Here is a 12,394-nt window from a genome sequence, read left to right on the forward strand (position 1 = left end):
GGTCCGCCCAGAGCCCGCTCACCGTGTCAGTAGAGGAAGAACGGGGCCGACGGGTTGCTCGGCCGGACACCGGTCGGCACCGGGGCGATGTCGCGTACCCGGCCGGGCTCGATCCGTTCGAACGGGCTGCTGCGGTAGGCCACCCCGTTCGCCTCGTACATGTACGCCCCGCTGGGCGCTCGCACACCGCGGTTGGTCGGGTACGCGGTCAGGTGGTTGACCTTGGCGCCGAGGTCGGTCCGCAGCGGCGTCTCCAGGGCGCCGTCGACACTGATCTCGTAGATCGCCGGCTGGCCGACCGACCCCGCCACCACCAGCTGGTCCTCCCTGCCCCAGTCGACAGCCGTCGGGTTGGTCAGCGAGGTGACCAACTCTCGGGGCGGGCCGATCGAGGCCCCGCCGCCGTCGAGGTTGACAGCGGCGACGTAGAGACGGCCGCCGGCGATCAGCGCCACCCGCTGGCCGTCCAACGCGGCGGCCACAGCGGTGACCGCGGCGGAGGGCAGGTTGAGCGGTACCGGATACATCCGGGCCGCCTCGTCGAACCGGTAGAGCTGACCGTCGGCCACCACCAGGCCGCGGCTGGGGCGGTTGTCGACAGTACGCAGCCAGACCGGTCGGCCGATCGAGGAGTATTCGGCGGCGCTGCGGCTGATCACGGAGACCGGGTCGGCGCCCGTGCCCACGGCGAGTCGGTACCGGTTCTTGCCGTCGGCGACCACCATCGCGGCGAGGATCCGGCGGTCCTTGGCCAGCCCGAGGCTGGCGGAGACGACGTTGCGGTTGGCCTCGGGTGTCAACGGCACAGTGCCGCTGGGCTCGCCTTCGAAGTCGAGTGGGTGGATCGCGCCGTCGTACACGCCGAACCGCTGCGGGCTGGCGGCATACGGGTAGAGCTCCCGGGAGTCTCGTCGCTCGCCCAGGTCCACCACGGGCTGCGCGTTGTTGCGGATCTTCAACTCCAGCTGACCGGGGAGGTCGCCCAACGACCAGGCGATCTGCGTGATCAGCTGGTCGATCCCGCTCTGGTCGTCACCGGACATGTCCAGGTTGACCTCCCACCGGCCGTTGCCGCCGGTGGCGTTGTTGATCAGCTCGGTGCGGTCCGGCAGCCCGACGACTCCCGGGCGCAACCAGTCGGAGGGGCCACCGACCAGCCACTTCACCACCTCGTTGACCTGCCGCTCGACCGGCACCGCCTGCGGCCGGTAGCGCTGGTCGGGCACCAGGCGGCTGCGGTCCGAACTCCAGAAGTAGATCGTCTCGTCCTGGTAATACTCCCGAAGGGCGGTGTCGCTGAGCAGCAGCACGTTGGGCGGGTTGATGATGTAGAGGCCGGCCCGGTCATCGTTGACGCCACCGTTGAAGGACGCGCTACGCAGGCCGAACTCGTACTCCGTCTCGGTCGCCACCGGTGGGGCCAGGGTGCCGTTGGTCCGCAGCACCCCGATCTGCTGCACGGTGATCTTCACGGTCGTGGTCGAGTCGCTGTTGAGGGTGTAGACCGCCTCGCGCAGCCGGACCACGTTCAGCGCGACCTCGCTGCCCTTCTTGTCCTGTAGACGGGTCTTGTCCTCCGGTGCGATGAACGCCTTGACCCGCTCGTACGCCCGATCCGGCTCGCCGGCGGCGGCGGACAGGAAGTTGCGGACGAACGTCTCGTTGACGCTGCCGCTGGCCGTCCGCGTCGGTGGCTCACTGCCCCGACTGATCACACCGGCCTCGGTCGCGGCACCGCCCTTGCCGTCCACCCGCACGTCGGATGCCGCCGGAATGCCACAGCCGGCGCCCAGCAGCACCATCACGCCGAGGGTCCCGAGCAGAGTCGGCCGTCTCACGAGCGCACCTCCGTCCGCTGTCCGTCTCCGGCCGGAGCCGGGCCGATCGCCAGGGCCCCGCCGGTGCCGGGACCGATGGCCAGTGGTCCACCGTCGCGGGGGCCGCCGAACGGCAGGGCGGCGTCGGCCGGCACCAGCCGCAGCGGTGAGGTGGTCAGCCGATCGCCCGCACGGGCCGGCAGGGTGAGCCGGAACTGCGCGCCCTGCCCCGGAGCACCCCACGCCTCCAGCCAGCCGCCGTGCAGCCGTGCGTCCTCCAGGCTGATCGACAGGCCCAGCCCGGTGCCCCCGGTCTGCCGGGCCCGGGACGGGTCCGCCCGCCAGAACCGGTTGAACACCAGCTTCTCCTCGCCCACCTTCAGCCCCACACCGTGGTCGCGGACGGTGATCGCCACGGCCGTCTCGTCGATGCCGAGAGTGATCAGCACCGGGCGGGCCTCACCGTGCTCGACGGCGTTGCCGACCAGGTTGCGCAACACCCGCTCGACCCGGCGCGGGTCGACCTCGGCGATGACCGGCGTGCCCGGCAGGTCGAGTTCGATCGGTACGCCCACCCGTTCGGCCAGGCCGGCCAGCCGGTCGACCACCCGGTGCACCACCGGCACCAGGTCGGTCGGCTCGGAATCCAGCATGGCGAAGCCCGCGTCGAACCGGCTGATCTCCAGCAGGTCGGTGAGCAGCTCCTCGAATCGGTCCAACTCGGCCTGGAGAAGCTCGGCGCTACGGGCGACCGCCGGGTCGAACTCGTCACGCTCGGCGAAGATCAGGTCGGCGGCCATCCGGACCGTGGTCAGCGGGGTACGCAGCTCGTGGGAGACGTCCGAGGTGAAGCGGCGCTGCAACCGGGACATCTCTTCCAGGCGCAGAATCTGCCGTTGCAGGTTGGTGGCCATCTGGTTGAACGACGCGGCGAGCAGGGCCAGGTCGTCCTCGCCGTTGACCACCATCCGCTGGTCGAGCAGGCCCGCGGAGAGCCGCTGGGCGGTTCGTGCCGCGACCCGGACCGGGTTGACCACCAGCCGGGTGACCAGCGCCGCGAGCAACCCGAGCAGGATCACCAGCGCGACACCGGTGGCCACCACAGTCGCGCGGGCGTCGGCGGCGGTGACGTCCTGCCGGCCCAGCGGGACCAGATAGTAGAGCTCGATCTGGCCGAAGCGGGTGGGCACCGGCGAGCCGTAGACCAGGTATTTGGTGGTCTCTCCGGTGAGTCGCCCGGTGCGGATCTGACTGGCCACCTTGCCGTCGGCTATCGCGGCCCGCAGCTCGGGGCTGATCAGCGACTGCACGTTCGCCGAGGGGGAGGTGCGCGTCTGGATGTCGTTGGGGTAGTCGTCGGCGGTGATCGCCACGACCACCCCGCTGGTCTGCTGGGGGTCGCCGCCGGCCAGGTAGTTGACAGTGCCGTCGATGGTCTCCTGGAGCTGGGCCTCCTGCGGCTGCCCGTAGAAGGAGACCTGCTTGGCCGCGTAGCTGGCACCGCTGGTCACCCGCTGCCGGACGTCGCTGCGAGCGCTGTCGAGCAGGATGGTGGTGATCTTGTCAGCGATCAGGAACGCGAACCCGCCGACCAGCAGGCTGGACGCGACCAGCGTGATGGTCACGACCCGGACCTGGAGCGAGCGGCGCCAGGTCTGGTGTGCCCGACCCACAGCACGAGCGACCCGACCGCTCACCGCACGCCAGAGCTCCCCGCCGGCGCTGGGCCGGCGGGCAGCCGTATTCGGGGAGGGTGGGGGCGGCGAGGTCGACACAGTGCGACCAGGCTATCCGGTCCCTGCCTTGTAGCCCACGCCCCGCACGGTGAGGATGATTTCCGGTCGCTCCGGGTCCGGCTCGATCTTGGCCCGCAACCGCTGGACGTGCACGTTGACCAGACGGGTGTCGGCCGCGTGCCGGTAGCCCCAGACCTGTTCGAGCAGCACCTCGCGGGTGAAGACCTGACGTGGCTTGCGGGCGAGCGCGACCAGCAGGTCGAACTCCAGCGGCGTCAGCTTCACCTCCTCGTCGTTGCGGCTCACCGTGTGCGCGGGCACGTCGATGGTGATCTGGTTGTCCGGTGGCCCGATGGTGAGCATCTCCGGGGCCACGTCCTCGCCTCGGCGCAGTCGGGCCCGCATCCGGGCCACCAGTTCCTTGGGCTTGAACGGCTTGACCACGTAGTCGTCGGCGCCGGACTCCAGGCCGAGCACGACGTCCACGGTGTCGCTCTTGGCGGTCAGCATGACGATGGGCACGCCGGACTCCGCCCGGATCGACCGGGCCACGTCGATACCACTCATACCGGGAAGCATCAGGTCAAGCAGCACGATATCGGGACGACTGTCGCGAAAGGCGGCCAACGCCCGCTCGCCGTCCGCCACGAAAGAGGGCAGGAAACCCTCACTGCGCAGCACGATGCCGAGCATCTCGGCGAGCGCGGGGTCATCGTCGACCACCAGTACGCGGGCTCTCATGGGATTAATATTGCATCCTCATTCAGTTCGGTGGGACCGGCGTCCGCCGGTAACGCTTCGCGCCGCCGTCACCACGGTGATCGCGGTCCGCGGCGGCGGCGCCACGGCTGCGGTGCCTGGCGCACGAACAGGCCGTCGCCAGGCTGCCACCATGATCCCCCTTCGGCGCCGCCTGGCGCCACCGCAGGCCGGGCCGATCCGGTTGTCGCCATCCGGACGACAATCAGCCGAACAGCCCACGCCCCCAGTGATCCCCGCCGTCGCGTACCCCGGGAGGACAGGCGAACACCCCGCTGGAGACGTGCCGCAGGTACTCGTTCATCACGTCGTGCCGCGCCAACTGGGTCTGGATCGGTACGAACTGGCGGCGTGGGTCGCGCTGGTAGGCGATGAAGAAGAGGCCCGCGTCGAGCCGGCCGAGGCCGTCCGAGCCGTCGACGAAGTTGTAACCCCGGCGCAGCAACTGGGCGCCGCCGTTCCGACTCGGATGGGCCAGCGTGACATGGGCGTGCTCAGCGATCACCGGCTTGCCGTCCGCGCCACGAGCGGCGAAGTCGGGCTCGTCGAACTCGTCGCCGCGACCCAGCGGCGCGCCGCTGCCCTTCGTCCGGCCGACGATCTCCTCCTGCTCGGCGAGGGAGGTCCGGTCCCAGGTCTCCACGAGCATCCGGATCTTGCGGGTCACCAGGTACGAGCCTCCGGCCATCCAGTCCGGCCCGTCGCCCGGCTGCACCCACAACTGGTCGCGTAGCAGCTCGGTGTCCTCGGCCTTGAGGTTGGCAGTGCCGTCCTTGAACCCGAAGAGGTTGCGCGCGGTGGCCTGCTCCCGCGAGGTCGACGAGGTGCGGCCGAAGCCCAACTGCGACCAGCGGACGCTCACCACGCCCATACCGAGCCGGGCCAGGTTGCGGATCGCGTGCACCGCTACCTGCGGGTCGTTGGCGCAGGCCTGGACGCACAGATCGCCGCCGGAGAGCTGCGGCTGCAACGCGTCGCCGGGAAACCTGGGCAGCTCGGCGAGGGCGGCGGGCCGACGGTCGGCGATGCCGAACCGGTCCCGCCCGTCGGCGTCGCGGAACAGCGTCGGCCCGAAGCCGATGGTGAGGGTGAGCTGCGAGGGAGGCAGGCCGAGTGCCTCGCCGGTGTCGTCCGGTGGGGCCTCCGGCATTCCGCCGACCGCACCGAGCACCCCGGCATCGCGCCCCGCGGTCATCCGGGCGGCGGCGGCCGACCACTCCTCCAGCAGTTCGACGAGTCGGGCCCGGTCCTTGGTGATCACGTCGAAGGCCACGAAGTGCAGCCGGTCCTGCGCCGGGGTGACGATGCCGGCCTGGTGCTCACCGTGGAACGGCACAGCACCGGCCGGGTGGTCGTTCGCCGCGGCCGGGCCGTGGGAGCCGTTCAGCAGCGCCCCCGCGCCGGCCGCCACTCCGGCGACCCCCGCCACCCCGGCGCCGGCCAGGGTGATCGCCCGGCGCCGGGTGAACCTGCTCCCGCTCATCGACTCGACTCTTTCTGCCAGGTGGTCACTTCGCGACGGCCGCGGCGACCTTGCTGATCGGCTCGGCGAGCGCGTTGATCCCGTCGGAGAGCTCCTTGAGCTCGGCCTTGCTCAGCGCGGTGTGCAGCTTCCACCCGTCGCCGTCGCGGTGTTTGCCGAGCAGCCCCTCGACGTTCGTGAACTCGGTGTCCAGCTGGGTGACCAGCTCCGGCGAGCGCTGCTGCAACGCGGGCCGCAGGGCGGACACGGCGGCTTTGGAACCTTCGAGGTTGGCGGCGAAGTCCCACAGGTCGGTGTGCGAGTAGCGGTCCTCCTCGCCGGTGATCTTGCCGCTGGCCACCTCGTCGAGCAGTTCTTTGGCACCGTTGGCGAGCTGGAGCGGGGAGAGCTTCTCGGCGTTCGCCTTGGCCACGATCTCCTTGACGTCGACCAGCAGGCGGTCGGCGATCGGGCCGTCCTTGCTGATGTCGCCGGACTGCCAGAGGTCCTTCTCGATCCGGTGGAAGCCGGTGAACTCCATCCCCTCCTCGATGACCTCCTCGCGACCGTCGATCTTGGGGTCGAGGTCGCCGAAGATCTCGGCAACCGGCTCGATCCGCTCCCAGTAGGTGCGGGCGACCGGGTAGAGCGCCTTGGACTTCGCCACATCGCCGGCCTTGACCGCCCCGACGAACTCCTCGGTCTTGTCCAACAGAGCGGTGGTCTGGCTCTTGACGTAGCGCTGGTAGTTGTCGGTGGCGTCACCCAGCGCGGCGTCGGCGGTGAGCGGCTGCGCCGACCCGCTCACCTTGAGCGCGCCCCGGATGCCCTTGCCACTCATCCCTGGCTTGCAGGCAGTCTGGTACGTGCCGGCCGGCAACTCCACGTGCAGCTCGCGGCTCAGGCCGGGGGCGATGTTCTCCACCTCGCCCATCACCCGGTCGCCGTCGGCGTACACGTAGAACTCGGTCACCTTCGCGCCCGAGTTGGTGATCTTGAAGGTGGCGGTGCCGGCGCCCAGGTCGGTCGAGCCGACCTCACAGGCGGTGTCGCTGGCCTTGACCACGATCGGTCCGCCGGACGCGGCCGAGTCACCCTTGTCGGAGTCGGAGCAGGCGGCCAGACCGGCCGTCGCCAGCACGCCGGCGGCGGCCAGCGCGAAGAACTGGGTAGTACGCATCTGGGCTGTCTCTCCTCGTGGGTCAGGCACGCTGCGGCGTGGACGCCGCCTCGGCCTCGGCGCCGGTGTCGGCCCCGCGCTCGGTGACGGTGGTGGTGGTCGCGGTGGGTGCCGGCTTGCGCCGGGCCGGTCGCAGGAAGAGCAGGAGCACCGGCACGGCGTACGCGACCCAGGCGATCGTCTCCAGCACGGTGGGCGCGGGAGTCACGTTGAACATGCCGGCGAGCAGGGCCGCGTACCAGGTGCTCGGGTCGAGCGCGCCGGTGATGTCGAAGGCCAGGTCGTTCAGGCCGGGCAGGACGCCGGCCTCCTGGAAGTCGTGCACGCCGTACTTGAGGATGCCGGCGGCGACCAGGATCAGCAGCGCGCCGGTCCAGGTGAAGAACTTGCTGAGGTTGATCCGCAGGGCGCTGGCGTAGAGCAGCACACCGAGGACCACGGCGGTGACGATTCCACCGATCAACGCGAGCAGCGGGCCGCTGTCGCCGGCCGCGCCCTGTGCGGCCGAGTAGAAGATCAGCGCGGTTTCCAGGCCCTCGCGGATCACCGCGAGGAAGGCCATGCCGGCGACGGCGAGGGACCCGACGGCCAGCGCCTCGGTGAGCTTGCCCCGCAGTTCGCCGGCGATGGTCCGGGCGGCCCGACGCATCCAGAAGATCATCCAGGTCACGAAGACCACGGCGGCGACCGAGGTGATCGCCTCGAACAACTCACGGTCCTCGGATCGGGACAGCAGCGAGGTCGACGTGTACTCGATCAGCCAGCCGAAGAGCACCGATAGCGCCACGGCCAGGCCGACGCCCGCCCAGACCTGCGGCAGCCGGTCCCGGCGCTGCGACTTCACCAGGAAGGCGACCAGGATGCTGACCACCAGGGTGGCTTCCAGCCCTTCCCGCAGACCGATCAGGTACGTGGCGAACATCCGGGCTCCGAGTAGGTTAGGCGCCTTGGCTGACTTAGGGCAGGCATACCTTCCTCCCTGCTCAGGACCCTCGTCAAGTCGTTCACGACAAGCTCACTGGGCCCATGACGAGGACCGACGACCGCCCGGCAGCCGGTCTGCCGCCGGTCGGCTGTGGGAGGATCCCCGCCGTGAGGGGATTCCTGCCGTGGTTGGCGGTGCTGGCCGTGGTGCTGCTGCTCAGCGCGCTACGTCTGCGGGCGCTGGCCACCGTCGTGTCGGTCGGCTGGCTGATCTGGTGCGTCTGGACCTGGTTCCGCCCCACCCGCCGCAGATAACCGCCCCCACCCCACCCCACCTCACCCCACCCGCGATCTTGCATTTCCTGCTGCGGCATATCGCGCCAAAAGCCGCAAAACCCCAACCGAAACTGCAAGATCGCGAAAGCTATGGGGCCTAGCCGGCGGGCGGAGACGACGAACCGGGCCGGCTGCGAACAGCCGACCCGGTCCGGAAACGTCGATCAGTAGCGGTAGTGATCCGGCTTGAACGGACCCTCCGTGGAGACGCCGAGGTAGGCGGCCTGCTCCTTGGTCAGCGTGCTCAGCTTGGCGCCGAGCGCGCCGAGGTGCAGCCGGGCCACCTTCTCGTCCAGGTGCTTGGGCAGCACGTAGACGCCGATCGGGTACTCCTCGGTCTTGGTGAAGAGCTCGATCTGGGCGATCGTCTGGTTGGCGAACGAGTTCGACATGACGAAGCTCGGGTGCCCGGTCGCGTTGCCCAGGTTCAGCAGACGACCCTCGGAGAGCACGATGATGGCGTGCCCGTCGGCGAAGCGCCACAGGTCGACCTGCGGCTTGATGTTGATCCGCTCGACGTCGGACCGCTTGGCCAGCCCGGCCATGTCGATCTCGTTGTCGAAGTGGCCGATGTTGCCGACGATGGCCTGGTGCTTCATCCGCGCCATGTGCTCGTTGGTGATGACGTCGAAGCAGCCGGTGGCGGTGATGAAGATGTCGGCCTGCTCGACAATGTCGTCCAGGGTGGCGACCTGGTAGCCGTCCATCGCGGCCTGCAACGCGCAGATCGGGTCGACCTCGGTCACCACGACCCGGGCGCCCTGGCCGCGCAGCGACTCGGCGCAGCCCTTGCCCACGTCGCCGTAGCCCATGACGACCGCCATCTTGCCGCCGATCAGCACGTCGGTGGCGCGGTTGATGCCGTCGATGAGCGAGTGCCGGCAGCCGTACTTGTTGTCGAACTTGCTCTTGGTCACCGAGTCGTTGACGTTGATGGCCGGGAAGAGCAGGGTGCCAGCCCGGTGCATCTCGTAAAGCCGGTGCACACCGGTGGTGGTCTCCTCGGTCACGCCCTTGATGCCGGCGGAGATCCGGGTCCAGCGCTGGCCGTCCTCGCCGAGCGAGCGGTGCAGCAGCTCGAGGATGACCGCGTACTCCTCGGAGTCGGCGGACTCGACCGGCGGGACCGCCCCGGCCCGCTCGAACTCGGCGCCCTTGTGTACGAGCAGGGTGGCGTCGCCGCCGTCGTCAAGGATCATGTTGGGGCCCTGCCCGTCCGGCCAGGCGAGCACCTGCTCGGTGCACCACCAGTACTCCGGCAGGGTCTCGCCCTTCCAGGCGTACACCGGAACCCCGGCCGGAGCCTCGGGGGTGCCGTCCGGGCCGACGACGATCGCCGCGGCGGCGTGGTCCTGGGTGGAGAAGATGTTGCAGGACGCCCAGCGCACCTGCGCGCCGAGCGCGACCAACGTCTCGATCAGGACGGCGGTCTGGATGGTCATGTGCAGGGAGCCGGTGATCCGCGCGCCGGCGAGCGGCTGCGCCTCGGCGAACTCGCGACGAATCGCCATCAGGCCGGGCATCTCGTGCTCGGCGAGCTGGATCTCCTTACGCCCGAACTCGGCGAGCGACAGATCCGCCACCTTGAAGTCGCCGTCGGCGAGCGTGCTCGGCCGGGCCTCGGACGGCGTGCCGCTGGCGGACGCCGGGAGGGTGCTGGTCATGAAAGCTCCTGTCGAACGATGTCTGCGCCGACCCTCCACCTTACGCGCGTCGGCGACGGGCATCAGGCACGGTCCGCGGACAGCGCACGGGGCGGTCGGTGATGGACGGACTTTCCCGCCCACGTCCCGCCCGCCCCGTGCATCCCCCCGGTTTGGTTCCCCCGCACGTTCTCGGACCGTCGTCGCGATAACGCTGCGTACTCATAGAGTCACACTCAGCCAGGGTGACGTCAAGCTATTCCGGGAAAGTCGGACTTGTGTCTTTCGCCCGAGGCGAGGTCAGCGCAGCCCGGACGTCGCCACGAACGCCACACCGGCGCCGTCGATCCGCAGCGGCGCTCCCAACGCCGTACCGATCGCCGCCTCCCCCGAGACCAGCGTCAACGCGCCAGCGCCGTCGTCCACGGTGACCGAACCACCAGCGCAGAGCACCACCCGGGGGCCGGGCAACGGCAGCGTCACCGAGGGCACCGCCGCGTCGACCCGGACCCGGTGCAGCGCGAAATCGTCCACCGGCACGGGCCACCAGTCCACGCCCGGGCCGACCGGCTGCGCGGCCCGCACCGGATCGTCGAGCACCTCGAAGCGCAGCACCCGCAACAACTCGTCGACGTCCACCCGCTTCGGGGTCAGGCCGCCGCGCAGCACGTTGTCGCTGGCCGCCATGATCTCCACGCCGCAGCCGCTCAGGTAGGCGTGCAGGTTGCCGGCGGGCATCCAGATCGCCTCCCCCGCCTCCAGCCGCAGGTGGTGCAACAGCAGCGCGACCAGCGCACCCGGATCCCCCGGGTACGCCTTGGCCAACCGGCGGGTCAGCTCCGCGTCCGGGCCGTCGGCCGGCGCTGCCGCCACCGCGGCCAGCAGGTCGTGACGCCTGGCCACCGGCCAGGCGAGCAACGTCCGCACCGCCGTGCGCAACCCCGCCGGCCCGGCCCGCAACGCGGCGACAACAGGCGCCAACGCCGGTACGCCGAACGCGGCGAGCGCCTCGGCCGACTCCGCCGGATCCCGGAAACCGCACAGCGCCTCGAACGGAGTGAGCGCGACCAGCAACTCCGGCTTGTGGTGCGGGTCGGAGTAGTTACGCTGCCCCTCGGCGCGCCCCACCTCCGCCGCGTAGCCGGCCTGCGCCTGCTCGGCGTCCGGGTGGGCCTGCAGGCTCAGCGGAGCGTCGGCCGCGAGCACCTTGAGCAGGAACGGCAGCCGGCTGCCGAACCGCTCGGACACCCGCTGGCCGAGCCACTGCCCTGGCTCGTCCCGCACCAGGTCACAGAGGCTCACCCGCAGACCGGCGCGATCCACGTGGGCCGGAGCGCCCGGGTGGGCCCCCAACCACAGCTCCGCCTCCGGGCCGGCGCTCGGCACCGATCGCCCCTGAAGGAGGGCGATGGCCGAGCGCGAGCCCCAGGCGTAGTCCCGGATCGGCCCGTACAGTGGCTCCACCTGTCAGCCCCCGGGCCGCCCGGCCGCCTCGCCCGACGTGTCCTGCGGCTGCGGTACCGCGGTGTCGGCCGCGGCACCGGTGCCGGCCTCGGCGGCAGCGGCGCTGTAGACGTCCGGCTCCAGGTAGATCACCCGGGCGATCGGCACCGCGGCACGGATCCGCGCCTCGACGGCGTTGATGCCACGGGCCAGGTCGTGGGCGCTCTCCCACTCCGGAACGGCGATCTTGGCGGCCACCATCAGCTCTTCCGGGCCCAGGTAGAGCGTCTTCATGTGGATGATCCGCTCCACCTCGGGGCCGTCGGTGACGGCCCGTTCGATGGCTGCCAGCTCGGACGCCTCGGCGCCCTCACCGAGCAGCAGGCTCTTCGTCTCGATGGCCAGCACGACGGCGATGACGACCAGCAGGACGCCGATCATCGCGGTGCCGGCGGCGTCCCACTCGCCGTTGCCGGTGATCAACGTCATGGTGACGCCGAACAGGGCGAACACCAGACCGACAAGCGCGCCGAAGTCCTCCAGGAGCACCACCGGCAGCTCCGGCGCCTTGGCGCGACGGATGAAACGCACCCAGGACTGGTTGCCCCGGACGTGGTTGGACTCCTTGATGGCGGTCCGGAAGGAGAACGACTCCATGATGATCGCCGACACCAGCACCACCACCGGCAGCCAGTGCCAGGACTCGATGCCGCCCTTGTGATGCCACTTGTGGTACGCCTCGTAGAGCGCGAACAGGCCACCGATGCTGAACAGCACGATGGACACGATGAACGCGTAGATGTAGCGCTCCCGGCCGTACCCGAACGGGTGTTCCGGGGTGGCCGCGCGCTTCGCACGCTTGCCACCGAGCAGCAGGAGGCCCTGGTTACCGGAGTCGGCGACCGAGTGGACCGCCTCGGCCAGCATCGACGACGAGCCGGAGAGCAGGAACGCGATGAACTTGGTGACGGCGATGCCGATGTTGGCCAGCAAAGCGGCGACGATCGCCTTCGTCCCACCATTGGCGCTCATGCCACCGCTCCGCTTCGCCGCACGAAGCCGCCCGGTCCGCGCATGACGCGCCGCCCATTGCG

10 protein-coding genes are annotated in these 12,394 nt (G+C 70.3%); 1 reads left to right on the top strand and 9 read right to left on the bottom strand.

All coding sequences use genetic code 11. The features are described from left to right. Window positions 1–26 precede the first annotated feature (26 nt). The 6 genes from OG992_RS15740 to efeU all read right to left on the bottom strand — a co-directional run bounded on the left by OG992_RS15740 (window position 27) and on the right by efeU (window position 7,876). Window positions 27–1,838, bottom strand: a complete 1,812-nt coding sequence (locus tag OG992_RS15740; RefSeq protein ID WP_238683528.1) for an LpqB family beta-propeller domain-containing protein — start codon at window positions 1,836–1,838, stop codon at window positions 27–29. Then, window positions 1,835–3,592: an MtrAB system histidine kinase MtrB gene (mtrB, locus tag OG992_RS15745; RefSeq protein ID WP_238683529.1), complete on the bottom strand. Its 1,758-nt coding sequence runs from the start codon at window positions 3,590–3,592 to the stop codon at window positions 1,835–1,837. The genes OG992_RS15740 and mtrB overlap by 4 nt, the downstream gene beginning before the upstream one ends. Window positions 3,593–3,604: 12 nt before the next feature. Then, window positions 3,605–4,294, bottom strand: a complete 690-nt coding sequence (gene mtrA / locus OG992_RS15750; protein ID WP_030331519.1) for an MtrAB system response regulator MtrA — start codon at window positions 4,292–4,294, stop codon at window positions 3,605–3,607. 223 nt (window positions 4,295–4,517) lie between these two features. Beyond that, entirely contained in the window at window positions 4,518–5,795 is a 1,278-nt protein-coding gene (gene efeB, locus OG992_RS15755) for an iron uptake transporter deferrochelatase/peroxidase subunit (protein WP_238683530.1), read from the bottom strand. A 25-nt stretch (window positions 5,796–5,820) separates the two neighbouring features. After that, a complete protein-coding gene (gene efeO / locus OG992_RS15760; RefSeq protein ID WP_238683531.1) occupies window positions 5,821–6,954 on the bottom strand; it encodes an iron uptake system protein EfeO in 1,134 nt (377 codons plus the stop codon). Between the two features lie 22 nt (window positions 6,955–6,976). Beyond that, entirely contained in the window at window positions 6,977–7,876 is a 900-nt protein-coding gene (efeU, locus tag OG992_RS15765; RefSeq protein WP_238683532.1) for an iron uptake transporter permease EfeU, read from the bottom strand. A gap of 170 nt (window positions 7,877–8,046) precedes the next feature. On the opposite strand from efeU, the gene OG992_RS15770 reads away from it, so the two are divergent. Continuing rightward, the gene (locus OG992_RS15770) at window positions 8,047–8,193 is read left to right on the top strand and encodes a hypothetical protein (protein ID WP_238683533.1); all 147 of its coding nucleotides are present in this window, start codon (window positions 8,047–8,049) and stop codon (window positions 8,191–8,193) included. Between the two features lie 185 nt (window positions 8,194–8,378). Here OG992_RS15770 and ahcY read toward each other — a convergent pair whose 3' ends face one another. The 3 genes from ahcY to OG992_RS15785 form a co-directional block, all read right to left on the bottom strand. After that, on the bottom strand, window positions 8,379–9,878 hold the full coding sequence (gene ahcY / locus OG992_RS15775; RefSeq protein ID WP_238683534.1) for an adenosylhomocysteinase: 1,500 nt from the start codon (window positions 9,876–9,878) through the stop codon (window positions 8,379–8,381). 279 nt (window positions 9,879–10,157) lie between these two features. Continuing rightward, window positions 10,158–11,321, bottom strand: a complete 1,164-nt coding sequence (gene manA / locus OG992_RS15780; RefSeq protein ID WP_266303616.1) for a mannose-6-phosphate isomerase, class I — start codon at window positions 11,319–11,321, stop codon at window positions 10,158–10,160. A gap of 3 nt (window positions 11,322–11,324) precedes the next feature. Next, window positions 11,325–12,332 (bottom strand): cation diffusion facilitator family transporter, encoded by a 1,008-nt coding sequence (locus OG992_RS15785; protein WP_266303617.1) that lies wholly within the window; start codon window positions 12,330–12,332, stop codon window positions 11,325–11,327. Window positions 12,333–12,394 lie beyond the last annotated feature (62 nt).

Source organism: Micromonospora sp. NBC_00362, assembly GCF_026342155.1.
In the GTDB taxonomy this organism is placed as follows: domain Bacteria; phylum Actinomycetota; class Actinomycetes; order Mycobacteriales; family Micromonosporaceae; genus Micromonospora; species Micromonospora hortensis.